The organism is Echinimonas agarilytica (assembly GCF_023703465.1).
Taxonomy (GTDB): domain Bacteria; phylum Pseudomonadota; class Gammaproteobacteria; order Enterobacterales; family Neiellaceae; genus Echinimonas; species Echinimonas agarilytica.
In genome coordinates, this window is record NZ_JAMQGP010000001.1 from 291621 (window position 1) to 318461 (window position 26841).

Below are 26841 nucleotides of genomic sequence, written 5' to 3' on the forward strand. Positions count from 1 at the left end.
CCAATAATTCGAACTGACGATAAAAAGAATAACAAGGAAGAAAAGCCAATAAAGGGATAACTGGACTTTGCGGTTCACAGTCATTATTGGGGTGCGGTACAATGCGCCAGATAACCAGAAAGCGGCATAGAGATATGGCGCTTTTTCTTTTGCGTGAAATTTGACAAGCCGCCAGCCGTCATTGCTCAGATGGAGAGTTTTATGAGCAACAGCAACCTTGTGTGCCCTTTATGTCAATGCTCGACGCCGAGGCATTACCACACTGATGAACGACGTCAGTTTTGGCAATGTGAAACGTGCTCTTTGGTGTTTGTTGAACCTTCGCAAAGGCCTTTGCCTGAACAAGAAAAAGCACTCTATGATTGCCATCAAAACGATGTATTTGACATACGTTATCGACAATTTTTGAGTCGATTGGCAACACCTTTGTTAGCTCGGGTGAAACCGAATAGTAGTGGTCTAGATTTTGGGTGTGGTCCGGGGCCAGCCTTAGCCGCAATTTTGACTGAACGTGGGCATCATATTTCAGTGTATGACCCTTTTTTTGCGCCCTGCACCATTGTGCTTCAAGATCACTACGACTTTATTACCTGTACCGAGGCTATTGAACATTTTCATCAGCCCGAAAAAGAATGGAATACTTGGATGACCCTGTTAAAACCCCAAGGCTATTTGGGGTTAATGACAGGGCTTGTGCAAAGCCCCTCTCAATTTGCGCGGTGGCACTACAAGCTAGATCCAACACATGTCAGCTTCTTTAGCCGAGAGACCTTTGAGTTTCTTGCGCATCGAGATGGGCTGACTTTAGAATTTTTTGGCAGTGATGCCATTTTATTGCAGCGCAAATGAATCATGCGTTGTAGCGGAGAATAAATATGACACGTATGAAAAAAACTCGCTCGGGCGGCCCTCTTGCTCCCACAAAAATAGCGCGTGATGCGAAGCCACAAGGCAAGCAAAGTAAAAAGCCTGGAAAAGGCAAAGCAGCGGGTAATCGCCAAGGTGGAACAACGTCAGGGAACGGCGCTGGGGCGAATGCAGGTCAGAAAGGAGATAAGCGCTTAGGCAGCAAGAAACCCATCTCATTGACTCCGGCTGTATCGGCAACGCCTAAGGCGGCAAAACCGAATAAGCCTGTGGTGGTGTGGCCGCCTCAAACCGATGCAGCAAAAAAAGCGGCAATGGAAGCGCTTGAGAATGACAAAGTGTTTATGGCACAGCTGGAAACCTTGGAAAATGGTGGCGTGTTAGATGCATCTGAGCTTGCAGAGTTTGAACAAAAACTCAGCCGTTATGACTGGCTGATTGAAGCGTTAGGCTTGGTTGAAGATGAAGGCGATGATTGGGATGATCTAACGCAACAAGGTAAGTCGTTAAAGGATGACTGGTCTTAATAGGCTTAATAGCATTAGAAGTAGGAAAGAATCATGATTTGGTTTGCTGTCGCAGCGGCTGTTTTAATTGTACTTGGGCTTGCTGTTTACGCGGGAAAGTTGTTGTTTATGCTCAAGCATCAAACTCAACAGCAAGCACAAAAAAAAATAGCTGCACGTGAAAAGTTAGTGGCGCGCAACGAACGCTTGTTAAGCAGTATCGATACCATCGTTCGAGCCACTCAGCAGGGTCAATGTGAATTGTCAGAGGCTGCCATTCGTTTGTGTGTGTTGATGGATCATCTCGCGTTTGAAACTCATGAAGAGAAGCCCAATGCGGCGGAGTTATTTCCGTCCATTCATGGTTTGTACGATGCTATTAGGCATCACCCCACGCACGATGCGCGTAAACAGTATTCCAAGAAAGAGATTTTTAAGCTCGATATGGAGCGCACAAAATTTGAAGCTGAATTTGAAAAGGCGATCACCGAAGAGCTACCTACCATTCTTGCGTGGCAACCTGCATTAGTTCGCTGATAGTGCAAAGCACCATTCGTCAGTTGTATGCGCTAAATCAAAGTGCTTCTCAGACGTGTTGTTAGACTTGCAGTCTGGACTAATTGCGGCTGAAAAATGAGATGATTGCGCAACAGCTTCGTGCAGAACTTCTGCATAAATACAATTCGAGTGGCCCACGTTATACCTCGTATCCGACGGCGCTATCGTTTCATTCGGAGGTGACGCGTGCCCAAGTGATCGATGCTTGGCATCACAGCGACAAACCAGAATTATCTTTGTATGTGCATTTACCGTTTTGCCATACGCTCTGTTACTACTGTGGTTGCAATAAGGTCGTGACTCGTCACCCTGAAAAAATAGATGCGTACTTGGACGTGCTATTGCAAGAAATTGAATTGCTTCCAGCCGAGTTTTCAGACAAACCTGTCACTCAAATACATTGGGGTGGGGGTACGCCAAGCTATTTGTCCGCACCGCAATGCGCACGCTTGATGGCTGCTCTTCGCTCCAGATTTAATGTGTCTGATGACGCTCAAATAAGCATTGAAGTTGATCCGAGAGAAGTGACACTTACCTATGTTGATGCGCTGGCTGAATTGGGCTTTAACCGCATGAGTATTGGAGTTCAGGACTTTTCAGAACCGGTACAAATTGCGGTGAACCGCGTGCAATCTGAAGCACTAGTCTCGCAAATTATGATAGCGGCTCGGGCGGCGGGTTTTCGCTCGATCAACCTCGACTTAATTTACGGTTTACCTCATCAAACCGTGAAAAGCTTTTCGCACACGCTTGATCAAGTGATTGCACTCAAGCCAGACCGTTTGTCTATTTTCAATTATGCTCATTTACCGACGCGCTTTGCCGCGCAACGTAAAATAAAAACGGAAGACTTACCCAGTGCTGATGAGAAATTGCAATTGTTGCAATTGGCCATCGATAAACTCACCGACGCAGGTCTTGATTTTATTGGTATGGACCATTTTGCAAAACCTGACGATGAGCTATCTAAGGCCCAGCGTGAAGGGAAATTGCATCGCAACTTTCAGGGCTATACTACGCATCAAAATTGCGATTTACTGGGCTTGGGTGTGTCTTCGATTAGTCAGATCGGTAACTGTTTTGCTCAGAATCTTCGCGACTTAAAGCCCTACTATCAGGCAGTTAAAGAAACAGGTAGTGGCCATGAAAAAGGCTACATACTGAGCCAAGACGACGCCATTCGGCAGAGAGTGATTTCCGATTTGATTTGCAATATGACGTTGAACAAACGCACCATTGAATATGTATTTGATATTGAGTTTGATCGCTATTTTGCCAATGCGCTGAGTCAACTTGAACCTATGGTGGGTGATCAGCTTGTGGCCTTATTTGATGATGAAATTAGAGTCCTCCCTGCTGGTAAATTATTGATTCGTAATATTTGCATGTGCTTCGACGCTTATCTTCAGAAAGCCCCGTCAAATCGCTTCTCTAAAGTGATTTGAACCGCCCTAGCTATTGCTCAAATTCGCTCAGATCGCTATAGTTCACCAGCGGCCAATAGGCCGCTGAAATCTATTTATCTACAACGAATTCATCATTAATGTATCTAACGCTCTCAATATTAGCCTTACTTTTAGGGCCTCTTCTCTATCGCCTATTTGAGCGTAATACTCGCTTAATGGGTGGCTTAGATGCATTTATTTTTGTCACCATTGGCGGCTTGGTCGTGTTTCATATGCTGCCCGAAATTCTTGATAATGGCGGCTGGCTATCGCTGATCTTTCTCGCTGTTGGCATGTCAGTCCCGACAATGCTGGAACACCTATTCCGAAAAATAGCCCGTCAAGCGCATGCCGGCGCAATGTTATTTGCTGCTATTGGCTTAGGTATTCACGGCATGACTGATGGTGCCGCTTTAGCTGAGGCAGGCAGTCATGGCGGGCATTACTTATTCGCTCTAGGTGTCATTTTGCATCGTTTGCCAGTGGGCTTAACTATTTGGTGGCTGCTTCGACCTCACTTCGGTGTCTTTATCGCATCGCTTGTATTGGCCGCAATTGCGGTGAGTACGGTGGTGGGCCATACCTTGGCCGAGAACTGGTTGTCGTTACTGAGTGGCGCGCCCGTGGCATGGTTTGATGCTTTGGTGGTTGGCACAATATTGCACGTCGTATTCCATCGTCCTTACCATGAAGATCATGCGCACGAGCACAATGCGGAACCACACTCACACAGCCATGAGGACTCTCATGGTGAGCATGCACATCAACATCAGGGCAGCGAGCAAGACTGGTTACAGGGCATAGGCTCTTTAATCGGTGTGGTGGTATTACTTTCGATTATGATGCCTTATTGGCTCGGAGTGATGGAGCATGGTCACCACAGCGCAGAGATGGTGGCGCACCAGGATACCAGTGTGCTGGTGTTGGAACGATTATTAGAGTTGAGTTTAGTGGCTTCGCCCTGGTTGCTATTGGCCTATTGTGTGGCAGCAGTGATTCACTATGTGGTGCCTCGGCCGTTTGCAGGGCTATCGGGCGGAAACACTATGGGACAAGCGTTACGCGGTGTAGTGATTGGACTCCCTTTGCCCATTTGTGTGCCCAATGCCAGCAAGCTGTATCGTATGTTAGTCAGCGAAGGCGCGGGCCGAACTTATGCCATCGCATTTTTGATGGCATCACCTCTACTTGGAATTGACGCTGTACTTCTCACATGGGGCTTGCTGGGTGGCGAGTGGGCTTTATGGCGAATCGCGGTGACTCTCATTTTTGCTTTGTCGATGGCTTTATTAGTTGGGCACTGGTTGAAGAATCAGGAACCTGAAGCAGATGAAGCCGCTGCACCTCACGTGGGGAGCTCTGTAAAACGTCGCTTACAGCAAGCTATTCGGCATGGTTACGCTCACTTAATTGACCATACTGCGCCTTGGATTGTGGCAGGCCTCGTGGTGGCATCATTAATCCCGGTGATTGATGGCTTTCACTTAATGCCGTTACTTTTAGGGGTGGTGGTGCTGGCGTGTATCTGTCTGCCCTTCCACCTTTGTGCCACTGGCATGACGCCAGTGCTCGCGGTATTACTGATTAATGGCTTACCGCCCGCTTTAGCGTTGATTTTGCTGTTAATTGGCCCGGCGATTAACATTTCTCTGATAAAACTCATTGCGCAACTGCATGGAGTGAAAACAGCTTACTTGATGACAATATTAATGTTGTTGCTTGCATTCTTGTTTGCTTTTTTCATGCCGGTTTGGCCGTCTGTGGCACTTGAATTACCTCACTTTCAAGATGCCTCATGGGTGCAATATGCCTCTCTCGCACTGCTGATTTTGCTTTATTCGGGGTCAATTCTAAGGCGCGGAGCACGTGCTTTTGTCGCCGAGTTATTACCAACAGGCTGGCCATCACATCGTCATTAATGAGGCATGGCTGAACATTGTTGTTGTCATCGTTAAACGCTATTATTAACTGACTAGTCAGTCAATAGTGGGGTTTGACGTGCAAACATTCAGCAATGAACAACGTGAGTCGCTGGACTTTGAAAACTCATCGATTCAAAGTATATATGCAACGCGCTCGGAGCTAGGCTCATTTTTTGCCGCTCAGCGGCAGGCATTTTCAAAGCAACCTGAACGAACCTATCCGCAGCGCAAGTCTGATCTTCAACGCTTACATCACGCATTTTTGTCCCATCAGCATGAATTTTCTGAGGCGCTTAACCAAGACTTTGGTCATCGTGCTGGTTATGATTCCATGCTCCTAGATGTGCTGCCGACGGCTCAACAATTTCGTTATACCCTTTCTCGATTAAAATCATGGATGAAGCCTTCGCGTCGCCATGTTGGTATGGCGCTATGGCCTGCATCGGTCAAAGTGCATTACCAAGCCAAAGGTGTTGTGGGCATTATTGTGCCTTGGAATGTGCCGCTTATGTTGTCGTTTGGTCCACTTATGACAGCATTGGCCGCAGGTAATCGGGTGATGCTAAAACTGTCGGAATTTACGCCGCAGTTCAATCGCGTTTGTAAAACGGTCATCGAACAATGTTTCGAATCTCATCAGGTGGCTGTGATCGAAGGTGAGGCCGATATCGCAGCAGAGTTTAGTGCGCTGCCCTTCGACCATTTGTTGTTTACCGGCTCCACGCAAGTGGGACGTCATGTGATGGCTACAGCAGCAAAAAACCTGACTCCAGTGACCTTAGAGCTGGGAGGGAAGTCGCCTGTGCTGATCGCACCTGATTGCGATATTGAATTTGCAGTCAATCGGTTAATGATGGGCAAATGTTTAAACGCAGGCCAGATCTGCATTGCCCCCGATTACATTCTTTGTCCTCAAGACAAAGTGGAAGCGTTTAAAGCTAGTTTTAAGAAGTTGTTTTTGGCGCGCTACCCTAAGGGGATTGCTAGCAAAGACTATTCGTCGATTATTAATGCTCGACAATATGCGCGTTTAAAGACGATCTTGACAGATGCAGAGCGTCTCGGCGCCTCTATTTCACCTGTGATGGAACCTTCATGTGATGATGAGGTACACCGCATGTTGCCTCACCTGATCAGTGATGTGAGTGATGATATGGCCGTGATGCAAGATGAGTTGTTCGGGCCTATTTTGCCGATAGTGAGCTATCAAACCTTTGATCAAGCGTTGGCCTATGTGAATGAACGGCCCCGCCCACTTGCGCTATATCTAATGAGCTTGGATAAGAAGGTACAGTCGGAAGTCTTGTCTCGGACGCATTCTGGCGGTGTTGCGTTGAATGAAACTCTATATCAATGCGCTGCTGATGATGCGCCATTTGGCGGTATTGGCCCTTCTGGTATGGGGCATTATCACGGTAAAGAAGGCTTTATCACTTTTTCTCATGCCAAAACGGTGTTCAAACGAGGACGTTTGACGACGGCCGCTTTGGTCACTCCACCGTATCAGCGTTGGTGGCAGAAGGTTTTATTTAAGGTGTTGGTTCGATAATGACAGATGTGAATCAAAGCGTTTCGCGGCGAACACGCAACATGGACGAAAAGCGCAGCCGTTTGCTTGAAGCTGCATTGGCCTTGTTTTCAAAGCATGGCGTTGAACATGTCACCACATCATCAATCGCCAAAACAGCGGGCGTTGCAACGGGGACTCTATTTCATCACTTTGGCAATAAAGAAGCTTTAGTGCAGGCGCTATATCTCGACATTAAGGCAGACTTAGCGCGCCATATAAAACCTGTACATTCAGCTGAAATTGAGATGGATGAGCTACAAACCGTGTGGATGAATTATTTACAGTGGTGCGCTAGTTTTCCGCAACAATTGCGCTTTGTGATTCAATACAGCCACTCTTCAGCGGTGAATCAAGTGCAGCGAGAAGCCGTGTGGAAAGACTTGTTTTGTTTCGTGTTGTCGGTCATTCAGAAAGGCCAGAAGCAGGGGTTTTTTGCGGTCATTCCAGAAGCGATGGTGATTGAGGTTATAGAAGCGATGGCTACATCGATGGGGCAGTATTTTATGTACCATTCGGACGCGCCTGACGCGTTAAAAATCCATAGCTACAAAATGTTGTATGCCAGCCTTGCGGTAAAATGAGTGTAGAGAGAGGCTATCGCGCCTCTCTCCTTAGAATCATTTGCCCAAAAAGCCTTTGAGCATATTTGAAGTCATTTGGTTGATGGCTTCACGGGCGTTATTACACTCTTCGGTATCGGTGTTTTTACCTTGCATCATCAAGGTGGAGCATTTTTCGTTCACTTTTGCCAATTTATCTGGGTCTTCAATCAGCTCTTCAACGGTTGCAGTGCCGCAGGCGGTGAGTAATAGGGCGAGGGGGACCAATGCTAATAACTTCTTCATGCTTACTTCCTGTCAAATATTGCCCAAATTAAGTTCACTTTCTAAGTGGGCGCCCTAGAAAGCAACACATCTATTAGATGCGTTTTAAAATCATTGATAGCCGCGAATGAGGCCCTCTCTCATGCGCAGCTCATAACATGGTTCAGAGAATTTAGGCTGCTAAAGAAATTCACCATGCCAGAGAAGAATGAGTTTTTCTATATGTTTAAGGTTGTGTTTTTGTTTGGTTTTTTTACGTTTTCTTAACAAGTGAGGGTGTTGGGTGAATGAGGTTTGAGAGAGGGCCTGGTCGGGCCACGAAAAATGGGTGAGAGCGCTTTTCTGACCCATAGTGCTTATGTTTCAGTCGAGTTAATTTATGGCGGTAAAGAAGTTTGAGAAATGTATGAATATTTGATGACAGTCCAGTTTCAAGGGCTTATCCAGCGCTAATGGAGCACTAAAAAACAAGATCGGGTGACCTAACGTCGGAATTATTCGTCTATTGAGGGCCTAAAAGTGGCGAAATAGTTATCTTGGTCGTAATTTAGCCGTCAAAAGTGGTGTGGGGGCTGGTATTTAAAGTGGGCTGTGCATTATGATTCTCCACCTTCTTAAAATATTCAACGTTGTCAGGAGCCAAAAGACTCTATGAGTATTGAAAACACAGTATCTGAAACAAACACATCGCCTGTAAAAGCTGAGTTAGCATGGGCTTATAAACTAGTCTCTCAAGGTAACCCGTTGCCACGTGGTAAGGCATTCAGTGCTTATGTAGGTTTAAGCAGCACTGAATTACTAGGACTGATCGAAGGTACTGCTGCTCCAGCAAAGGCGCCTATTAAAAGAGCAAAGTCCGCAGCAAAAGTTACTGCGGAGAAAAAGAACGTTGAAAAAGTGATTCCAAGTGCCGACCTAACAGAAGCCCAAGCCACTGCTCTTGCTGCATTGCAAGAAGTGGGAGACTGGAGTTCAGCAAAAGCAATTAAAGCGCGTAAAGCAACACTTGATGCGTTGGTGAAAAAAGGCGTAGCTCAAAGCCGTACGCTTGAAGATGAGTCAGTTGAATACAAAGTATAAGTCTCGCTGATAGGCGTATTGCCTGTATCTGAAGATCTTGATCCTTGGTAGGTCGAATGTGGCGGCCAGCCATAAGTCGAGTTGTTCAGTGTCAGTCCGGTTAAGCCTCTCAATGCCTGGCTTAACCGGAGCCCAACTGGCTAACAATGATGTGAGCTGAATACCTGAAAGTCGTGCCCTGTGGGAGACTGGAATGCTCTAAGCCCAAAGCTTGGTAAAATGGCGTAAATGTGATCAAAGATATCAGCCTGAATTGATTCATAAACAGCCCATTCTTGGCGCGCACTGAAACAATATATCTCGATCGGCAAACCTTTTTCTGAGGGAGCCAGCTGCCGCACAAGCAATGTCATTTCTGGATGAATGTCCGTTCTGTTCTTTAAGTAATCCTCAAGGTAGGCTCTGAAGGTGCCCACGTTGGTTAGCCGTCGGCCATTTACTGGGCTGGCTTCGAGCGGTTCGCTAGGTTGTTGAGAAAGTTCAGCCTGCTTGCTTTGAAGGTAAGGCTGCAACACCGAAACCTTCGACATGTCGGCTTGCAATGTCGCATCCATAAACCTAATGCTACTGACATCAAGGAACACAGAACGCTTGATTCTCCGCCCTCCCGATTCAGACATGCCTCGCCAGTTGCGGAATGAATCAGTGATCAATGCATAAGTTGGAATGGTGGTAATAGTTTTGTCCCAATTGCGAACCTTGACGGTGGTTAAGCCAACGTCAATCACATCGCCATCAGCACCATATTTACCCATTTCAATCCAGTCACCGCGTCGCACCATGTCGTTGGCTGCGAGCTGAATACCGCCAACCAATCCCAATATAGTGTCTTTAAAAATCAACAGCAAAATTGCCGTGAACGCACCGAGACCACTGAGCAGGTATATAGGGTTTTGATCGAGCAATAAACTTAATAAAGTGACTGCTAGGGCAATGATCATGATGAGTTTGAAGAGCTGTTGCAGGCTTCTCAAGGGCAGCTTGTTATCGCTGTCTTTCAGATCGGCAAGCTCAGTTAAGGCGTTAATCAACGCCATAATGGTGAGGCCTCCCATGATCAAAAGGTAAACGGCAGCAGCCTTGGTAAAGGCCGCAGCGGTTACCGGTGTGGCTTCGAGTACAATGCCTGCAGCATGATAGAACACTAAGCCGGGTAATAAATGCGCGGCGCGTTTAAATACGCCATGTTTCCACAGCACGTCATCCCAATTAATCTTATTGTTATGCACGCTGGCTTGAACCCATTTGAGCAAGCCTCTTCGGGCGATTAAATCAACCACCAGTCCAGCAAACAAGGCCATACCTAGCAGAGTGAATGTGGCCATCCAATCGGGTAATCCATGGTGTTCAAAAAAGGCTTTTGAGTTTTGAATTAGGGTCTCAAGCATGACGATACTCTTTCGTATTTAGGCGAGTTTAGTGTGTCTGTGGACGGCCAAGGATGCAAGTTTGAATTTTACTCTGGTTGATCGCGTTTTGTGTGTTCATTCAAATCGAGAATACGTGCTAAACGTTGGCAGTAGTGCCAATTATGTGGTGGTTGAGAGAGCCCTATTTCAGTGACTTTTTGACGATAACTGGGCAGCACTTTTGCCATATTTTTGAGTGTTGTTTTTAAAGCGCTCGCTTGCGCTGGATTGATGACAAAATTAGGGAGCAAGCCTGGATCTCGGACATGGCCGAGGTGATACAAAGTAGCGGTGCCATCAATATTCGCTCTGGCATGCCAGCAATTCTGCATATCTCGAATGCGCACGTAGCCAGGTTGGGGTGGGAATTCATCTGGAATTGATTTTATCTCTAGCCATATGCCTTGTACGTTTTGCCAATGAACAGAGTGGCTAAACACATCGCGATCACGAATCGGCCATGGCGGTGAAAATCGGGAATGAACGCGCCATGCATCAGGCGTGGGATGTGTAATAACGGTCGACCCATCTGCATGATAAGCCCATTCTGAGACTCGGTTTATGTCGAGTAGCAACGACAACATGGCATGAGGTGGGCCTTCAAGGGGCAAGGTTGCAAAAAACTCTGGCTGCCCGTGTCCCGTAAATGGTCTGCTTGCGAGTATCATACCCGACTCATTTAAGTGTTCACGCCATTGTTTATCGAGCGTGAATGCCTGAGTGAGCGAAGCAATCATGCTTAGCGCACCCGCTGCCAATATGTGTTTAGCTGCCAAAACCTCCTCCTCCGGGGGTAGCAAGTTCGATACTTTCACCTGCTTGCAGCGAGATATGAGCTGAGTAGGCAATGGGCTCGCGGCTGCCATCTAATCGCCAAACGGTATTTTGACCGGCGCTTGCGCAAGAGCCTCCATTTAAGCCTGCTGGGCCTTGAGAACGATGATTACTCAATACAGAAACTTCCACGTCTTCGGTAAAGCGTAGTCGACGAATGACTCCATTGCCGCCTGTGAACAGCCCTTGCCCCCCGCTATTTGGACGGATTGAAAACGACTCAAGCACCACAGGGAAACGTTGTTCTAAAACTTCGGGGTCCGTGAGTCGAGAATTGGTCATATGACAGTGAATCGCATCGGTTCCATTGCCGTGCAATCCTGCTCCGGTGCCGCCGCAGATGGTTTCGTAATACTGATGTTGGTCGTTGCCAAAAATAAGATTATTCATGGTGCCTTGGCCGGGCGCCATGGTTCCCATGGCGGCAAATAGTGCATTGCACACACACTGCGAGGTTTCGACATTGCCAGCAACCACTGCCGCCGGAGATACGGGTGACAACATTGAGCCTTCGGGAATGATGACATCAATCGGTTTCATGCAGCCTGCATTGAGTGGAATATCATCGTCGACTAAGCAACGGAATACATACAGAACAGCAGCCATAGTGACCGCTCGCGGCGCATTAAAGTTATCTTCGGTTTGCGATGATGTACCGGTAAAGTCGATGATAGCGCTGGCTGTACGGTGATCCACTTGAATCGCCACTTCGATACGAGCACCATTGTCCAATGGGTAGCTGTATTGCCCGTCAGTTAGTTGACCAATCGCACGACGCACACAAAGCTCGGCGTAATCTTGAACATGCGCCATATAAGCACGCACGGTATCGAGGCCAAAGTAATTCAATACTTTATGGAGTTCGGTAACCCCTTTTTGGTTGGCGGCTAGTTGAGCCTTCAAATCCGCTACATTTTGGTCTGGGTTGCGGGCAGAAAACGGCCCAGCTGAGAGTTGTTGGCGAAGTTGTTGCTCATTGAATTCGCCATTGGAAACCAACTCAAAACACTCAAAACAAATACCTTCTTGGTTTAAGTGCTGACTGTGCGCTGGCATCGAGCCCGGCGAAATGCCACCAATATCGGCGTGGTGTCCTCGGCTTGCCACCAAAAACAACAATTCATTGGCCTCGTCAAATACGGGAGTGACCACGGTTAAGTCGGGTAAATGAGTACCACCATGATAGGGGCTATTGACCAAGTAACTCGCACCCGCTTGTGGCGTGAGTCGCTTCAGTACAGCGCTGACTGTCTCGCCCATTGAGCCCAAATGAACCGGCATATGCGGGGCATTGGCCACTAGTTCGCCTCGGGTATCAAACACGGCACAGGAAAAGTCTAATCGCTCTTTAATATTCACCGAAGAGGCGGTTTGTTGCAGTACATGGCCCATGTGCGTCGCAATATGCATAAACAGGTTATTGAACACTTCTAACATCACAGGATCGGCGTGTGTGCCAATGTTTCTCTGTTGTTGTCTTGGCGCAGTTCGGGATAATTGCAGATTACCGTGAGTGTCAATTAATGCGCGCCAATCGGGCTCTATCACCACAGTTGTGGTGTCATCGACAATAATGGCAGGCCCTGCCACTTGTTGCCCGTTTAACAAGGTTTGGCGTTCATAAAATGGCGTAGAGTGCCACTGATCTCCCATATACACAGAACGAGAGCACAGCGGTTCAGGTGTCGAATCCGGACGACGAACAGCTTGGGGGGCCGATAGTGTGTGTTCTTGTGCTTCCACTTCAACTTGCACATTGGCCACAATCAGCGCCACACTTGGTTGGATAAACCCAAATAAAGTTTGATGCTGCGACTCGAATGCTTGTCGCATTGCTTTACCGCTTGCCAGTTCCACTGTGAGCGTGGTGTCTGAACCCTCATATCTGAGTGCCAACTGTGTTTGTTGGTGGAGCGGCACTTTTGTTCTAAGTTGCTCGGTAATGGTGCGGTGAGATTGCTGCCCCAACGTATGGGCCAAGTGCTGGGCCTGTACTAAACCCGCTTCATCTAAAATGACTTCAAGGGTTTGACTTTGCACATCGCGTAAACTGGCGAGTCCCATACCAAATGCTGAGAGTACGCCCGACAGCGGATGAATCATGATGGACTCAATGCCTAGTTCATCGGCCACCAAGCAAGCATGTTGCGGCCCGGCACCGCCAAAGCACGACAAAACGAAGTCGTTGGCGGGCTGACCTTTTTGAACGGAAATGGTTTTGATGGCGTTTGCCATATGATTCACCGCGATGCGTAAAAAACCGCTGGCAATTTGCTCTGCCGTTTTGGGGGATTCTGGCGTTGAAATCGAATCCTGAAGCTCAGAAAAAGCCTGTTGAACAGCAACTTGATCAATGGGTTGATCGCCAAGGGGGCCAAACACAGAAGGAAAAAAATCAGGCTGGATCTTGCCGAGCATAACGTTAATATCGGTGACCGCCAAAGGCCCTTGGTTGCGATAGCAACGTGGCCCCGGAGATGCCCCTGCTGATTCTGGGCCCACGCGCATGCGGTGGCCGTCGAAGCTCAACACAGAGCCACCGCCAGCAGCAACTGTATGGATGTTAAGCATCGGGGCGCGAAGTCTTACACCTGCAACCTCGGTTTCAAAGCTGCGTTCGTATTGGCCATTGAACAAAGACACATCGGTACTTGTGCCGCCCATGTCAAAGCCAATAATCTGCTCGAACCCAGCTTGACGAGCTGTTTCGACCATACTGACTACACCACCGGCTGGACCGGAGAGTATGGCATCCTTGCCATGAAATTGGCGGGCATCGGTTAAGCCGCCGTGGCTTTGCATCATTTGCAAATTGGCGCCATGTAGACCTTGGCGAACTTTAGACACATAGCGCCTCAACACGGGTGATAAGTAGGCGTCGGCAACGCAGGTGTCGCCGCGACTGACCAGTTTAATCAGCGCGCTGGATTGATGGCTTAGTGACACTTGCATGAAGCCTATGTCACGCGCGATTTGACCTGCAATCAACTCGTGCTGAGGGTGTTGGTAGCTGTGCATAAACACAATGGCACAGCTGCGAAGGCCACTGGCATAGGCCTTACTCAAATCACGGTGTAGTGTTTTTGTGTCTAGGGCCGTTAAGATTTGACCGTTGTGATTTAACCGCTCAGTGGCTTCAATGACCTGCGAATAGAGTTGCTCTGGGCGAGACACAGCACGTTCAAATAAGTGGGGTCTATTCTGGTACCCGATCACCAGCGAATCAGCAAAGCCTTGGGTAATGACCAGTAGCGTCGGATCACCTTTGCGCTCCAGCAAAGCATTGGTCGCCACAGTTGTTCCCATTTTTACCACATCAATTGACGCATCCACCGCATTGTTTTTCGACAGAATACGGCGCACGCCTTCGGTGACCGCATCTTGGTACTGTTCGGCATGTTCAGAGAGTAATTTATGGACGTGCAACCTGCCGCAGGGGGACTTTCCTACAAGGTCGGTAAACGTTCCGCCACGATCAATCCAAAACTGCCAGTGTGCCATGCGGCTATATCCTTTATTCCATAATGGGCATCATGATCGCAATTCTTCGAAGTGGCGGCAACCGTTGTTCTGAGCGAATCCATTGCTGAGTATGAAACCGCTAAATTATCAAACACCTTGAGTCGCTTAGTTATATACTTGAAGCGCTAAATCTTGATTTAAATCGAAATGCAATTTGCATTCATTAGGCAACGAAAGGGACCATTCAATGGGGCATACATCGGGCATCAAATCTTTACTACATACGTTATTTATTGGCTTGTTTGCTATGGTGAGTGCTGTCACATCGGTGTGCGCGCAAGATCAACAACCACCGCCCAAAGCGTTTGTCACGGATAAGACCGTGGTGATCGCGACTCGCCATGCTCCGCCATTTAGTATTAAAACTGACGATGGATGGCAGGGCATTAGCATTGAATTGGTCAGACGCGTTGCTGCGAATACTGACTTAAAGTTTGAATTTAAAGAAATGAGCATTGAAGAAATGCTTACGGCTACCGCTCAAGGCGACATTCAAGCTGCGGCGGCGGCACTTACCATTACTGCTGAGCGTGAACGAACAGTCGATTTTACACATCCGTATTTAAGCTCGGGTATTGGTATAGCGGTAGTCAAAAGTGAAGATGTTGGAATTTTAGATGCCACGAAACGCTTTATATCGCCTGCATTTTTGAAGGCCGTGAGTGCATTGTTATTTGTGCTGGCCGTGATTGGCGTTTTAGTCTGGTTAGCCGAACGACGCCACAACGAAGAGTTTAATGAAGCGCCAGTCAGAGGTATTGCTGCCGGGTTATGGTGGTCGGCGGTGACTATGACAACGGTTGGATATGGTGATAAATCACCTCGCACTATGGGCGGCCGAGTGGTGGCGTTGGTATGGATGTTTGCCAGTATTATTATTATTTCAAGTTTTACCGCAGCGATTGCTACCTCGTTAACTGTTAATCAGTTAGGGCAGTCTATTAAAGGTCTTGATGACTTGTATGATAAGAAAGTCATGACATTGGCTCAAAGCACAAGTGCCGATCTATTGCATGATCAGCTTATTCGATACAGCACTGCTGACACCGTTGAAGATGCTTTGCAAGCTTTGGCAGATGGCGAGGTTTCGGCTGTTGTATATGACATTCCAATTCTTCAATACGCGGTGGGCAATGAGTTCAGCGAACAACTTCGAGTATTGCCAACTGTGCTTGCTCGCCAAGACTATGGTATTGCTTTGCCACCGAGTACGGTCGCCCGAGAAGTGATTAATCAAGAAATTCTGACCGTCATCGATGAGCCTGAATGGAACAATATGATGGATGTGTATTTGGGGCGCGCTAAATAATGGCCTGCCCCATATAAAGTAACCATCTTTGGGGCATTGATCGGATCAATTGAGTCCAAATTTACGTTTTAGAATCCAGTCGGTCAATTTGACCGGAAACAATGCGAGCAAGGGTAGAGCGTGACTTCCATTGGCAATTTTGAGGTATGCCGTTGGGGGCTTGTTGAGCGAATGAATAATTTTCACAGCAACGTCTCTGGCGGCAGTTGGGTGTTGTTGTGATGCATTTGCCCGAGCTTCAATGTAGTGCTTGAGGTGGCTAAATTTACTGTGCGTAGGAATCGCATCGAGCAGGCCTTTTTGAGCGTTGTTAGCAAATTCACTGGCGACAGCTCCCAATTGAACAGTGCACACCGACACTCCAAGTTCTGATAATTCCATTCTTAATGCATCTGACATGATTTGCAAAGCGGCCTTTGAACCACAGTAAGCACCAGCAAACGGAGTGCTGAGCTTGGCCGAGACACTGCCTATTTGAATGACTCGCCCTTGCCGTTTTGGAAATAACGGTAGCGTAGCCTTAATCATGGCTATTGGGGCGGTTACATTGGTGTTTAATTGCTGGTTGAGTTGCTCAGCCGACAAGTCCAATAAGGCTCCCATTTGACCATATCCAGCATTGTTGATGAGCACATCTATTTGCCCTCGCCATGATGCGGCTTGTTCCATGACATGGGCAATATTATTGGGTTGAGTTACATCGAGTGACAGGGTCAAAAGGTTTTCATGCGGCTCTATAGAGATGTCTTGTACACGACGTGCTGTGGCGATAACAGCGTAGCTTTGTTTTAGGGCTTGCCGAGCGAGAGCAAGCCCTAAACCGCTTGAACAGCCAGTCATTAATATCACGGGTTTAGGGGACATTTAAAGTCGTTGTGGTCTATGTGTTGAGTTTTAATTAAACGGGCAATTGGGGTTGCTTTGCAAATATTCCATGATCTTTTCTATTGGCATGGGTTTAGCAATGAGAAATCCTTGGCCTAAATGACAGCCTAACGATTTGAGTCGAACACCTTGTGACGGTGTTTCAATACCTTCGGCAATGACTGTGAGTCCTAACCGAGCGGCCAGAGAAATAATCATTTCAACGATTGATGCCACTTCTGGCTGCTCAATTTCACATACAAATGCGCGGTCAATTTTTATCGCATTAAGAGGTAACTGTTTCAGGTAGCTTAGGCTTGAATAGCCTGTTCCAAAGTCATCAATGGCGACCTTGACGCCCAGCGACTGTAGTTCCTCGAGAATATTGATGACCGATTTAGGGTCGTCCATCACAACGCTCTCTGTCACTTCCAGTTCGAGCTTGGTGGGGTCAATGCCGTGGTGCGCCATTTGTTGGTGAATATTGTGGGAAAAATCGTCTTTTCTAAATTGCTGCATTGAAATGTTGATCGCGATCCGAACATCAATTTCCTGTTCTGAAAATTGTTTGAGCTGTGCGCATGCCGTGTCGATCACAGAGCTACCTATTTCATTAATTAATCCGGAGTATTCGGCAAGAGGAATGAACGTAGCCGGTGAAACAAAGCGACCACTGTCGCGCCACCGCAGTAATCCTTCGAGCGCTTCAACTTTTCCTGTTTGAAGGTTCATTTGAGGCTGATACCACAGCATAAGCTCGCCAGCATTCACCGCTTGGCGTAAGCGCCGAATAATGTCTAAACGCTCTTTGGTGCGTGTTTCGTAGTCACTTTCAAACCATGCATGACGTAAATGCTCATTTCGTTTTGCTTGAGTTAATGCAATGCTGCATTGGTGCATGATGGATAAACCGTCATGATGCATTTCTGACAGGCGACACAGGCCAATTTTAATCCGCAGTGGCAAAAAATGAGTGCCAACGCTAAGAGGCTTGATGAACAGGTCGAGTAAACGTTTGGCGCTGATTAGTTGGCTTGGCCCCACAATGCCAAAGACGTCAGCATGAATGCGTGCATAAAATAAGTCACCACCACCCATTTCGGCTTCTAAGCGCATGGCAAATGCGCGTAAGGTGTCGTCGCCAAATTGTTGGCCTAAACTGCCATTGATGTCTGAAAAGTGGTCAATATCGATGAGAGCAAAGGTAATGTCAGGCGCTTGCTCTTCACAAAGGTTATCCAAGCGTTCCAGCATTTGATTGCGGTTGCCCAGTTGAGTCACTTCATCAACAAATGCGGTGTGATGCAGCTGTTTGAGTAGCACGATGTTTTCGTATGCAATTCGAATATGTTGGCAGTAACTCTGAATGAGGTGTCGGTCGGGTCGACTGATCGGCGTTGGCATTTTCAGGAATAACACCGAGGGCAGGCTGCAACTGTTGATGCTTATGCACAAGTGGTTGTCTTGGCTGATGACAACACCGTCAAACAAGCATTGTAAAACTTCATGCTGATGCTCATCGGGCAATTGATCGAGAAGGGTCTTGTTATCAAAATTCCCTAATCCAGCTACAACTTCAGGTAATCCCCATTGAACCACAAATAAAGCGTCGGCCTGCGCGCCCATTATCTGAGAAAGATGTTCAAGTGAGTATTGAGCAAATTGACTAAAGCCTAAATTTGAGTGATTCGAAGCTGCTCGACGAATCGCCATTTCCATACCGCTCAAGCTTTTGTCGAGTAGATTAATTTGCCGATATGATCGAATTGCAGTGGTAAGTGATGTGATCAGCCTATCTTGCGTTATTTCGGTTTTTGTTCGGTAATCATTAATGTCGTATTCATGAATAACGGTTTGTTCAGGGGCATAGCCGGGTTGGCCCGTTCGTAAGATAATGCGCGGTGCTGACATGGCTAATTGGTTACGAATGTAGTGCACTAATTCAAGGCCAGCATTATCACTTTCCATCACGACATCGAGCAATATCACGGCAAAATCATCATGCTGCATAAGCTTGTCGCGTGCTTCTTTGGCACTGTAAGCATGCTCAAACTCCAAATGACGCTCGAGTATGGTTTGATTATTGAGTGCTAAAAGTGTGACTTTATGAACTTCGTCATCATCATCTACAACGAGGATTCGCCATGAAGCTCGCTTTCTCTCATCAACCGGTTTTTTGTCTGGGTTGGGAGCAAACATGATTGGCATGTCTTGAGGATTTGATGGCGCCATAAGTACCGAGTTATTTCTATAAGGTCTTGATAATAACTATATGACAGGAGAGAAATGTTGCGCTTGGAAATGTAAAAAATGCGAGTTGGGGCAAATCGTTAAAAAGGCCGCTTGCCCCGTTCCCTGGCCCTGATGCGATGGAGCAAGCGGCAATCATCAGAAACTCGGTGAGTACAGGAGTTTCTAACTAGCTCAAAGCAAAAACAAAGCCATAACGTATTAAAATACAATTGTTGCATTTAATTTATTGATATTTATAAGGTAAATAGTTGCGCTAGAGGCGGAGAAAATTATTCTGGCAGTGCAGAGAGAGAAATAGGTGGGTGCTAATTGTACAGCAGTGGTGCGTGGAGTCTTGATTTTGGTGCGCAACCAATGAGTTGCGCACCAAAACAAGCTACTCCATATCCAGAGGCTCGGTCGACAGAACGACGCCGGTGCTATCTGCATATAAATGATCTTCGGGAAGAAATGTCACGCCACCGAAATTAATCGCTACGTCAACTTCGCCGTGCCCTTGGCTTTCTGAGCCGACAGGTATTGACGTTAAGGCTTGAATGCCTATTTCTAATTCTGCTAAGGCGTCAACATCGCGAGCGCAGCCATAGCAAACAATGCCTTCCCAGTCGTTTTCTAACGCTTGTTCAGCAATGTTGATATCAATTAAAGCCCGGCGCAAAGAACCTCCGCCATCAATGAGTAGGACTTTTCCAACTCCCGACTCTTGCACCATGTTTTGGATCAAACCATTGTCTTCAAAACATTTGATCGTGACAATTTGACCGCCAAACGACGATACGCCACCAAAGTTAGTGAACATCGGCTCGACTACATCGATGAGGTCGGCATAGGTATCGCACAATTCTGATGTGTTGTATTCCATTGTTCTTGTTCCGAAAATAGGCGCTAGTTGCAATTAGTATAAACCAGCAAAGGCAGGAAACCCATTGCTAGATCAAAGAGTCGATTAACAGACTAAATTTCAATAACCTGAGAGTGCAATTTGTTCTGTCAATGTGGTGTCAACAAGTTCATCCGAGCTGATACAGCGGGCCGCGACTTTTGTTCCCACTCGTAAACAATCTAACACTGATAACCCTTGCTGGTGGCCAAACAAATAACCCGCAAAGAATGCGTCGCCTGCCCCGTTGCAATCATTAATGAATAAGTCGGTCAGGGCTGATACTGCAAACCATTGGCCATCATGAGTGAGTGCAGATGCACCTCGTTTGCCATGTGTGCATACAACTAACTGTTTGCCCGCATCGACAAGGCTTTCCATCAGTGATCTGGGGTTATCGAGTTTGTCATCACTCATAAAAATGTAATCAGCAGCGGCAACAAAATCACTGTGATAGCTATTTTTGCCATCATAATCATGTAAGTCGCACCATACTGGTTTTCCCAGCTCGCGGGCATATGGGAGCAGTCGTCGGCAGTAGTTAATGATATTGATGACCACGTAATCGGCATGGCGCATTGCCCGAGCTAGGTGTTCAGGGTCTATGCCTGGAATGGGTGATGCGGAGTGGGTAAAAATACTAATTCGTCTGCCGTCGGCATCCATGAGATTAGTGTGCCGTTCGGTGCCATTTGGGTCGATATCAGTGAGGAGTTGAACGCCGGTTCGCTGGAAGCGTTGTTGAATTTTGTCACCCCATTCATCTTGGCCCAACACAACATGCAGCATGACATTGAATCCCAGCTTCTCAAGGTTCAGAGCCTTGCCCGCACCAGTGCCACCAACGGCTTCGTGATAGCGCTTGGCAAAAAGTGATTCGGGTTGGTTATGAGGCAGCACATCTAAATCGATAATGGCATCCCATGATGCTCCGCCTGCCACGAAAACGGATGTTTGTTCGGGTCGCATAGATGGCCCTAATGTCAAAGCAGATAGTGTTAAATCTAACAGGTATTTAGAGGTTCATAGCAATCTTTTAAACAATTCAATTGTGATTAAAATGTCGTCAATGTTTCACGGAACTGTCATATAAGGGTTCTAGGATTAATAGCGACACAGAACTGTATAGATTTTGAACATGTTGCAATCAATCCAGCGTGCTGACCACGCGTTATATGCAAGTATTACAGATCGAAAGTACGCCGCCAATATAGCTACGGTAGCTCGATGGGTGTCGCGTTCCGGAGATGGTCATCTATACCTTGTGCTTGGGGTGCTGGCGATGTTGCTTGATGGTCAACACGGAACCCAGTTTTTTATAGTGGCCCTCACTGCGTTTGCCTTTGAGTTGCCATTCTATTTTGTCATTAAAAACGTGTTTAAACGCAATCGTCCCTGCGAAGTACTACTGGCATTGCCTGCATTTGTAAAGCCTTCCGATAAGTTTAGCTTGCCCTCAGGCCACACCGCAGCTGCTTTTATAATGGCAACCGTTGTGGCTCAATTTTATCCAGATATAGCATCTTTGTGTTATGCCTGGGCCGCTTTAATTGGTGCCTCTCGAGTGTTACTCAGAGTGCATTTTCCAACCGATATCCTCTGTGGCTTTGCATTAGGTGCGAGTGCCGCTTGGATAAGTCTTGCGATGTGGGTTTAGTCCACTCCTTCCGTTTGAGATAAGAAGTAAATAGTTGATGCGAATTTTGTATGGCGTACAAGCAACGGGCAATGGCCATATTACCCGTGCTAGAGCAATGGCAACTGCATTTCAAAACACCGATATAAAAGTAGATTACTTATTCTCAGGGAGAGCTCCAGAAGAGCTCTTTAATATGGATTTGTTTGGTGATTATGAGGTGCGTGGAGGGCTGAGCTTTGCTACATCGCAAGGCCGAGTAAACCTGTTTAAAACCATGCAAGATTTGAATGCCCGTCAGTTGGTTAAAGATATTAAGCAACTCGATGTGAGTGGCTATGACTTGATTCTAAACGACTTTGAACCCGTGTCAGCCTGGGCTGCAAAATTGCAGAAAGTTCGTTGTATTGGATTGTCTCATCAGGCGGCGTTTAGTTTTCCAATTCCCAAAACTGGGCAAGACTTAGGCTCAAAAATTGTGATGAAATACTTTGCGCCTACTTCAGAGAAGGTGGGGGTGCATTGGCATCATTTTGGACATGCGATTTTACCGCCCATTATTAATGTTGATATGCAACGCTGTGCGCCCGTCAAAGGTAAAGTCATTGTATATCTGCCATTTGAATCGTTAGCTGATATTGCTCAGTTGCTGAAGTCTTATTCGCAGGTCGATTTCTATATTTATCATCCGGAAACCAAAGATGCTGACGTTGATCATTTGCATTACAGAGCATTAAACCGAGAGTCATTTGAAGCGAACCTACAAAACTGCGAGGGAGTGATAGCAAATGGCGGTTTTGAATTGCCGAGTGAATCTTTGTTTCTTGGCAAAAAAATTCTAGTGAAGCCTTTGGTACGCCAATTTGAGCAGGAATCAAATGTACTGACATTAGAGCAGCTGAATTTGGCTTCGACGATGCAAAAATTAGATGCTGATGTGGTGTCGTCTTGGTTGGAAAAGCCTGCTGCAGAACCCGTCAATTATCCCAATGTGGCTCAAATGCTTGCTCAATGGATTGCAGCAGGTGCCACTCGGCCCATGTCCGAAGTGGCTGACGAGTTATGGAGCCAAGTGCAATTTCCGCCCTACGCCACAGTAACATGTTAAAACCTTAGGCAGCGTTTACCACATTTTTAGTTTTTGACTATGTTTAATCTAATACATCTCTGGTTTCGCTGTGAGAGTTTGGATGACCATAAAACAACGGTTAATGCTTTTACTTGTTGTCAGTTCGATGACAATAGCCTTTTTGCTGGCCCTAGGTTGGTGGTATGACAACACGGCCGCTGAACAAAACCAATTCCAGCGCGAAGCTTCTGACTTACTGGTCACGCTGGATAAAATGGAAGCTTCGGTATTGCAGTTTCAACTTGATTTGGATGTTAAGCACCGAGACCGGTTTATCGCTTTGGATGGGCATTTTGATGCGACCCTAGAACGCATGAAAGCACATTCTAGCGCAGAGCTCATTGCTGAACTCGATCAACTTGAAATCATTGCTGATGTTTATGGAGAGGCATTTAACGAACTGGTTAAGTATCGAGAAATAGTCGGCTTATCATACAAGGATGGTTTGTCGGGAGAGTTACGAAAGCAGGCTCATCAAGCACAAGAATTATTATTTCAACAAAAAAATTACCGCCTGATGTACGACACACTCGAACTTAGGCGGAATGAAAAAGACTTCATGTTGCGCTTGGATCCTAAATACTTAGACACCTTTTCCGACAATATTTTTAATATTAAATCGTCGTTACGCACCAGTGGCCTGAGCATGGGTAACCAGTCTAACTTGTCACAATATTTGGATTTGTATGAAGAGGCGTTCACTAAATTAGTGGATGCGGAGAAAATAGTGGGGTTAACCGCAGATCAAGGTATTCGGGGCAATTTGGCCACCGAACAGCAAGCTGCAATTGAAAATGTAAATCGGGTGTCTCAGTTGATTAACGATTCAATTGACAACAGTCGTACCCAATTTGCCTTAATTGCTGTGATTATCGTGGCTATCTTGGTGTCAGTATCGTTAGCCCTGACGTTATGGATTAGTCAATCTATTCGGTCTCGAATCGTATCATTGCAAAGTTCTATGAGAGAAATCGTTCAGTCTAAAAACTTAACGATCCGAGCGGACGAAAGTGGCCGAGACGAAATTACTGAAATGGGAAGAGCGTTAAATGAGTTATTAGTGATGTTTCAGACGCTCGCATCAAGCGTGGCCAACTCCAGTCACATTCTTGATTCCGCGGTAGAGCGCTTATCGCAACAAGCCGATAACACTCATGAAGGCGCCGAACAGCAGTTGCAAGAAACAGAAATGGTAGCCACTGCAACCACAGAAATGGGGCAAACCGTAGGCGAAATTGCTCGCAATACAGAGCAAGCTGCTGAATACGCAGGCAACACCTTTAAAGAAGCGAGTAATGGTGTTCAAGAAGTGGACAACAGTGTGACGCACATTCAGAGTTTGTCTGAGAAACTCAATCACACCACTGAAGTTGTGAATGAGTTGGCGGTGCAAAGCGATACGATTGGCGCGGTCGTAGAGGTCATTAAAGGCATTGCTGAACAAACCAACCTATTGGCGCTAAATGCTGCGATTGAAGCTGCCCGTGCCGGAGAGTTAGGGCGCGGTTTCTCGGTGGTGGCCGATGAGGTTCGTAGTCTGGCGAATCGAACTCAGGAGTCTACCGAGGAAATCTCAGGAATCATTAGCACATTGCAGCAAAGCACCAAAAAAATTACTGAAATGATGCAAGATTGCAGTCAGTCGGGCACCGAGTCGGCTGAACTGGCGAATGAGGTTGGCCAAATTTTGCACCGCATTGTGCAAGCTGTGTCGAGTATTTTGGACATGAATACACAAATAGCAACAGCAACAGAGCAGCAAAGCCAGGTGTCTCAAGAGGTGAGCCAAAATGTACAGCGCATTCGAGATATTGCAGGGTCAACCAGCGCAAATTCAGAGCAGAGTGTGAGCGTGGCGGCCGAAGTGAGCGAGCAATCTAGTGCGCTCAAAGCGCAAGTCTCGCAATTCCAAGTTCAATAGCCAAAGTGGGTTAGTCGTCGTTAAATCGAACAGAGATTGGAATCTGTAATGCTTTTTCAGCGTTTTTTAACGCCACTTGTTGCTGGTATTGCAGTTTGAGTTGCTCTTGGTCTTGGCAAAGGTGATGCAGCCAAGACCAACTGTAAATGCCCGTGTCGTGGCCGTCATCGAAAATAATTCTTACCGCGTAATGTCCTACGGCTTGAACATCGAGCATGCGAACGTCATGTTTGTCGGTCACCACAATTGGTTTTCCATGCCGTTGCACTTCCGCGGATGGAGAATGAACCCGAAGAAATTCAGCCGATAAATCCGCACTTAACTGATCAGAGAAAGTTAACGTTAAACGCTGACTTTCTCGATGCAATTTAATGTGCGTGACTTGAGGCTTCATCGGGTTCACCTTGTGCTCGGATTAAAGAATGAAGCGACTTAGGTCTTCATCTTCAACGAGTTCATTCAATGATTTGTTCACATAGTCTGCATCAATCAAAATGGTTTCACCATGTTGGTCAGATGCGGTAAATGACAATTCTTCCATCAAGCGCTCAAGCACAGTGTGCAATCGCCGAGCACCAATATTTTCGGTGCGTTCATTCACTTGCCATGCTGCTTCTGCAATGCGCTTAATGCCACTTTCTTCAAATTTAACAATGACACCTTCGGTGGCCATTAGCGCTTCGTATTGCTCTGTGAGCGAGGCATTGGGCTCGGTTAAAATGCGAACAAAGTCTTCACTGCTCAGTGCGCCTAGTTCAACGCGAATAGGGAGTCGACCTTGTAGCTCGGGAATTAAATCCGATGGCTTCGCCATTTGGAACGCACCTGAGGCAATAAACAGCATATGATCGGTTTTAATCATGCCGTGCTTGGTGTTGACGGTGCAACCTTCAACCAGAGGTAACAAATCACGCTGCACGCCTTCACGGCTTACATCTGGTCCAGAAGCATCGCCGCGCTTACAAATTTTGTCGACTTCGTCGATAAACACAATGCCGTGTTGCTCCACTGATTCCATCGCTTTTTGCTTGAGATCTTCTGGGTTGACGAGCTTGTTAGCTTCCTCTTCGACCATTGCTTTGAGCGCATCTTTGACTTTCATTTTGCGCATTTGGCTATGGGTGCCCGACATGTTTTGGAACAAACCCTGAAGCTGGTTCGTCATTTCTTCCATGCCAGGAGGAGACATAATTTCTACGCCGACTTGCGGTTGAGCAATTTCGACTTCAATTTCTTTGTCATCCAAATCGCCCTCGCGCAGTTTCTTACGGAAGATTTGTCGCGTGTTACTTTGCGATGATTGATCTTCATTCCAGCCTTCTTTGGGCGGCGGCAGTAGTGCGTCTAGTACACGTTCTTCGGCGGCTTCTTCAGCGCGAAAACGGTTCTTTTCCACTTCTTGCTCTTTGACCATTTTCATCGACATGTCGGCGAGATCGCGAATGATGGAGTCAACTTCTTTACCAACGTAGCCCACCTCGGTGAACTTGGTGGCTTCAACCTTGATAAAGGGAGCGTTGGCGAGCTTCGCTAAGCGGCGCGCAATTTCAGTTTTACCGACGCCTGTTGGTCCGATCATCAAAATATTTTTAGGCGTTACTTCTTGGCGCAAAGCGTCAGGCAATTGCATGCGGCGCCAGCGATTTCGCAGCGCAATTGCAACGGCTCGTTTTGCATCTTGCTGACCCACAATATGTCGGTCTAGTTCATGCACAATCTCACGGGGAGTCATAGCGGACATAATTCAATCCTATGGTGAACGCATCAAGCGACTAGTAGTCGAGCTGCTCAATGGTTTGGAATTGGTTGGTATAAACACAGATATTGCCGGCAATTGCTAAACTTTTTTGTACAATTTCATCGGCGGGTAATTCGGTGTTTTCTAACAAAGCAGTGGCACTGGCTTGAGCGAATGAACCGCCAGAGCCAATGGCAATCAGGTCGTGTTCAGGCTGAACAACGTCACCATTACCGGTGATAATGAGAGATGCTGTATGATCTGCAACTGCTAAGAGTGCTTCGAGCTTGCGAAGCATGCGGTCAGTGCGCCAGTCTTTCGCCAATTCGACGGCGGCGCGAGTCAAATGCCCCTGATGAATTTCGAGCTTGCTTTCAAAGCGCTCGAACAGCGTGAAGGCGTCCGCTGTGCCCCCCGCAAAACCGGCCAATACTTGGTTGTTATATAAGCGACGGACTTTTTTAGCGTTGCCTTTCATCACTGTGTTGCCCAGTGAAACTTGGCCATCGCCCCCAATAACAACTTTGCCATTACGACGTACAGAAACAATCGTGGTCAAGAACCTTCTCCTGAA

At 46.9% G+C, this 26841-nt stretch carries 23 protein-coding genes; 12 read left to right on the forward strand and 11 right to left on the reverse strand.

The window, feature by feature from the left end; translation table 11 throughout:
- The first annotated feature begins 201 nt into the window (after nucleotides 1-201).
- The 7 genes from NAF29_RS01215 (at nucleotide 202) to NAF29_RS01245 (ending at nucleotide 7449) form a co-directional block, all read left to right on the forward strand.
- Nucleotides 202-849, forward strand: a complete 648-nt coding sequence (locus NAF29_RS01215; protein WP_251259635.1) for a class I SAM-dependent methyltransferase — start codon at nucleotides 202-204, stop codon at nucleotides 847-849.
- Between the two features lie 26 nt (nucleotides 850-875).
- Nucleotides 876-1394, forward strand: coding sequence for a GTPase-activating protein (locus NAF29_RS01220; protein ID WP_251259637.1), 519 nt, complete (start codon nucleotides 876-878; stop codon nucleotides 1392-1394).
- Between the two features lie 33 nt (nucleotides 1395-1427).
- Nucleotides 1428-1910: a DUF2489 domain-containing protein gene (locus NAF29_RS01225; RefSeq protein WP_251259638.1), complete on the forward strand. Its 483-nt coding sequence runs from the start codon at nucleotides 1428-1430 to the stop codon at nucleotides 1908-1910.
- A 101-nt stretch (nucleotides 1911-2011) separates the two neighbouring features.
- Nucleotides 2012-3376, forward strand: coding sequence for an oxygen-independent coproporphyrinogen III oxidase (gene hemN / locus NAF29_RS01230; protein ID WP_251260248.1), 1365 nt, complete (start codon nucleotides 2012-2014; stop codon nucleotides 3374-3376).
- Between the two features lie 98 nt (nucleotides 3377-3474).
- A complete protein-coding gene (locus NAF29_RS01235) occupies nucleotides 3475-5295 on the forward strand; it encodes a permease (RefSeq protein WP_251259640.1) in 1821 nt (606 codons plus the stop codon).
- 133 nt (nucleotides 5296-5428) lie between these two features.
- Nucleotides 5429-6847: a coniferyl aldehyde dehydrogenase gene (locus NAF29_RS01240; RefSeq protein WP_432763223.1), complete on the forward strand. Its 1419-nt coding sequence runs from the start codon at nucleotides 5429-5431 to the stop codon at nucleotides 6845-6847.
- Nucleotides 6847-7449 (forward strand): TetR/AcrR family transcriptional regulator, encoded by a 603-nt coding sequence (locus tag NAF29_RS01245; protein WP_251259644.1) that lies wholly within the window; start codon nucleotides 6847-6849, stop codon nucleotides 7447-7449. The genes NAF29_RS01240 and NAF29_RS01245 overlap by 1 nt, the downstream gene beginning before the upstream one ends.
- Before the next feature lie 36 nt (nucleotides 7450-7485).
- Here NAF29_RS01245 and NAF29_RS01250 read toward each other — a convergent pair whose 3' ends face one another.
- Nucleotides 7486-7713, reverse strand: a complete 228-nt coding sequence (locus NAF29_RS01250; protein WP_251259646.1) for an EexN family lipoprotein — start codon at nucleotides 7711-7713, stop codon at nucleotides 7486-7488.
- A gap of 630 nt (nucleotides 7714-8343) precedes the next feature.
- Here NAF29_RS01250 and NAF29_RS01255 point away from each other — a divergent pair.
- Nucleotides 8344-8772 carry a hypothetical protein gene (locus NAF29_RS01255; RefSeq protein ID WP_251259648.1) on the forward strand — a complete coding sequence of 143 codons (429 nt, stop codon included), beginning with the start codon at nucleotides 8344-8346 and terminating at the stop codon, nucleotides 8770-8772.
- A 140-nt stretch (nucleotides 8773-8912) separates the two neighbouring features.
- Here the strand turns inward: NAF29_RS01255 and NAF29_RS01260 are convergent, their stop codons facing one another.
- The 3 genes from NAF29_RS01260 to NAF29_RS01270 all read right to left on the reverse strand — a co-directional run bounded on the left by NAF29_RS01260 (nucleotide 8913) and on the right by NAF29_RS01270 (nucleotide 14516).
- Nucleotides 8913-10160: a mechanosensitive ion channel family protein gene (locus tag NAF29_RS01260; protein WP_251259650.1), complete on the reverse strand. Its 1248-nt coding sequence runs from the start codon at nucleotides 10158-10160 to the stop codon at nucleotides 8913-8915.
- 68 nt (nucleotides 10161-10228) lie between these two features.
- Nucleotides 10229-10957 carry an SRPBCC family protein gene (locus NAF29_RS01265; protein WP_251259651.1) on the reverse strand — a complete coding sequence of 243 codons (729 nt, stop codon included), beginning with the start codon at nucleotides 10955-10957 and terminating at the stop codon, nucleotides 10229-10231.
- Nucleotides 10947-14516 carry a hydantoinase B/oxoprolinase family protein gene (locus NAF29_RS01270; protein WP_251259653.1) on the reverse strand — a complete coding sequence of 1190 codons (3570 nt, stop codon included), beginning with the start codon at nucleotides 14514-14516 and terminating at the stop codon, nucleotides 10947-10949. The genes NAF29_RS01265 and NAF29_RS01270 overlap by 11 nt, the downstream gene beginning before the upstream one ends.
- Nucleotides 14517-14724: 208 nt before the next feature.
- On the opposite strand from NAF29_RS01270, the gene NAF29_RS01275 reads away from it, so the two are divergent.
- Nucleotides 14725-15846, forward strand: a complete 1122-nt coding sequence (locus NAF29_RS01275) for a transporter substrate-binding domain-containing protein (protein WP_251259655.1) — start codon at nucleotides 14725-14727, stop codon at nucleotides 15844-15846.
- A 45-nt stretch (nucleotides 15847-15891) separates the two neighbouring features.
- On the opposite strand, the gene NAF29_RS01280 is transcribed toward NAF29_RS01275, so the two are convergent.
- The 4 genes from NAF29_RS01280 to NAF29_RS01295 all read right to left on the reverse strand — a co-directional run bounded on the left by NAF29_RS01280 (nucleotide 15892) and on the right by NAF29_RS01295 (nucleotide 20812).
- Entirely contained in the window at nucleotides 15892-16710 is an 819-nt protein-coding gene (locus NAF29_RS01280) for an SDR family NAD(P)-dependent oxidoreductase (protein ID WP_251259657.1), read from the reverse strand.
- Nucleotides 16711-16740: 30 nt separating this feature from the next.
- On the reverse strand, nucleotides 16741-18909 hold the full coding sequence (locus tag NAF29_RS01285) for an EAL domain-containing response regulator (protein ID WP_251259659.1): 2169 nt from the start codon (nucleotides 18907-18909) through the stop codon (nucleotides 16741-16743).
- Nucleotides 18910-19339: 430 nt separating this feature from the next.
- Nucleotides 19340-19825 carry a ribonuclease E activity regulator RraA gene (rraA, locus tag NAF29_RS01290; RefSeq protein WP_251259661.1) on the reverse strand — a complete coding sequence of 162 codons (486 nt, stop codon included), beginning with the start codon at nucleotides 19823-19825 and terminating at the stop codon, nucleotides 19340-19342.
- Nucleotides 19826-19924: 99 nt separating this feature from the next.
- Complete coding sequence (locus NAF29_RS01295) at nucleotides 19925-20812, reverse strand: carbohydrate kinase family protein (protein WP_251259663.1); 888 nt, start codon at nucleotides 20810-20812, stop codon at nucleotides 19925-19927.
- Between the two features lie 169 nt (nucleotides 20813-20981).
- Here NAF29_RS01295 and NAF29_RS01300 point away from each other — a divergent pair, with 169 nt between their 5' ends.
- The 3 genes from NAF29_RS01300 to NAF29_RS01310 all read left to right on the forward strand — a co-directional run bounded on the left by NAF29_RS01300 (nucleotide 20982) and on the right by NAF29_RS01310 (nucleotide 24529).
- Nucleotides 20982-21500 carry a phosphatase PAP2 family protein gene (locus NAF29_RS01300; protein ID WP_251259665.1) on the forward strand — a complete coding sequence of 173 codons (519 nt, stop codon included), beginning with the start codon at nucleotides 20982-20984 and terminating at the stop codon, nucleotides 21498-21500.
- 37 nt (nucleotides 21501-21537) lie between these two features.
- Nucleotides 21538-22587 carry an MJ1255/VC2487 family glycosyltransferase gene (locus NAF29_RS01305; RefSeq protein ID WP_251259667.1) on the forward strand — a complete coding sequence of 350 codons (1050 nt, stop codon included), beginning with the start codon at nucleotides 21538-21540 and terminating at the stop codon, nucleotides 22585-22587.
- An 82-nt stretch (nucleotides 22588-22669) separates the two neighbouring features.
- Nucleotides 22670-24529, forward strand: a complete 1860-nt coding sequence (locus NAF29_RS01310; RefSeq protein WP_251259669.1) for a methyl-accepting chemotaxis protein — start codon at nucleotides 22670-22672, stop codon at nucleotides 24527-24529.
- Between the two features lie 10 nt (nucleotides 24530-24539).
- On the opposite strand, the gene NAF29_RS01315 is transcribed toward NAF29_RS01310, so the two are convergent.
- The 3 genes from NAF29_RS01315 to hslV are packed head-to-tail and all read right to left on the reverse strand — an operon-like array spanning nucleotide 24540 to nucleotide 26826.
- Entirely contained in the window at nucleotides 24540-24923 is a 384-nt protein-coding gene (locus tag NAF29_RS01315) for a gamma-butyrobetaine hydroxylase family protein (RefSeq protein ID WP_251259671.1), read from the reverse strand.
- Between the two features lie 21 nt (nucleotides 24924-24944).
- The gene (gene hslU, locus NAF29_RS01320; protein ID WP_251259672.1) at nucleotides 24945-26270 is read right to left on the reverse strand and encodes an ATP-dependent protease ATPase subunit HslU; all 1326 of its coding nucleotides are present in this window, start codon (nucleotides 26268-26270) and stop codon (nucleotides 24945-24947) included.
- 31 nt (nucleotides 26271-26301) lie between these two features.
- Entirely contained in the window at nucleotides 26302-26826 is a 525-nt protein-coding gene (gene hslV / locus NAF29_RS01325; protein WP_251259674.1) for an ATP-dependent protease subunit HslV, read from the reverse strand.
- Between the last annotated feature and the right edge of the window lie 15 nt (nucleotides 26827-26841).

Bases quoted from the DNA above. Each gene is read 5' to 3' on its own strand.
- NAF29_RS01215 (WP_251259635.1), top strand. From the start codon at position 202: ATGAGCAACAGCAACCTTGTGTGCCCTTTATGTCAATGCTCGACGCCG.
- NAF29_RS01220 (WP_251259637.1), top strand. From the start codon at position 876: ATGACACGTATGAAAAAAACTCGCTCGGGCGGCCCTCTTGCTCCCACA.
- NAF29_RS01225 (WP_251259638.1), top strand. From the start codon at position 1,428: ATGATTTGGTTTGCTGTCGCAGCGGCTGTTTTAATTGTACTTGGGCTT.
- hemN (WP_251260248.1), top strand. From the start codon at position 2,012: ATGATTGCGCAACAGCTTCGTGCAGAACTTCTGCATAAATACAATTCG.
- NAF29_RS01235 (WP_251259640.1), top strand. From the start codon at position 3,475: ATGTATCTAACGCTCTCAATATTAGCCTTACTTTTAGGGCCTCTTCTC.
- NAF29_RS01245 (WP_251259644.1), top strand. From the start codon at position 6,847: ATGACAGATGTGAATCAAAGCGTTTCGCGGCGAACACGCAACATGGAC.
- NAF29_RS01250 (WP_251259646.1), bottom strand. From the start codon at position 7,713: ATGAAGAAGTTATTAGCATTGGTCCCCCTCGCCCTATTACTCACCGCC.
- NAF29_RS01255 (WP_251259648.1), top strand. From the start codon at position 8,344: ATGAGTATTGAAAACACAGTATCTGAAACAAACACATCGCCTGTAAAA.
- NAF29_RS01260 (WP_251259650.1), bottom strand. From the start codon at position 10,160: ATGCTTGAGACCCTAATTCAAAACTCAAAAGCCTTTTTTGAACACCAT.
- NAF29_RS01270 (WP_251259653.1), bottom strand. From the start codon at position 14,516: ATGGCACACTGGCAGTTTTGGATTGATCGTGGCGGAACGTTTACCGAC.
- NAF29_RS01275 (WP_251259655.1), top strand. From the start codon at position 14,725: ATGGGGCATACATCGGGCATCAAATCTTTACTACATACGTTATTTATT.
- NAF29_RS01280 (WP_251259657.1), bottom strand. From the start codon at position 16,710: ATGTCCCCTAAACCCGTGATATTAATGACTGGCTGTTCAAGCGGTTTA.
- NAF29_RS01285 (WP_251259659.1), bottom strand. From the start codon at position 18,909: ATGTTTGCTCCCAACCCAGACAAAAAACCGGTTGATGAGAGAAAGCGA.
- rraA (WP_251259661.1), bottom strand. From the start codon at position 19,825: ATGGAATACAACACATCAGAATTGTGCGATACCTATGCCGACCTCATC.
- NAF29_RS01295 (WP_251259663.1), bottom strand. From the start codon at position 20,812: ATGCGACCCGAACAAACATCCGTTTTCGTGGCAGGCGGAGCATCATGG.
- NAF29_RS01300 (WP_251259665.1), top strand. From the start codon at position 20,982: ATGTTGCAATCAATCCAGCGTGCTGACCACGCGTTATATGCAAGTATT.
- NAF29_RS01305 (WP_251259667.1), top strand. From the start codon at position 21,538: ATGCGAATTTTGTATGGCGTACAAGCAACGGGCAATGGCCATATTACC.
- NAF29_RS01310 (WP_251259669.1), top strand. From the start codon at position 22,670: ATGACCATAAAACAACGGTTAATGCTTTTACTTGTTGTCAGTTCGATG.
- NAF29_RS01315 (WP_251259671.1), bottom strand. From the start codon at position 24,923: ATGAAGCCTCAAGTCACGCACATTAAATTGCATCGAGAAAGTCAGCGT.
- hslU (WP_251259672.1), bottom strand. From the start codon at position 26,270: ATGTCCGCTATGACTCCCCGTGAGATTGTGCATGAACTAGACCGACAT.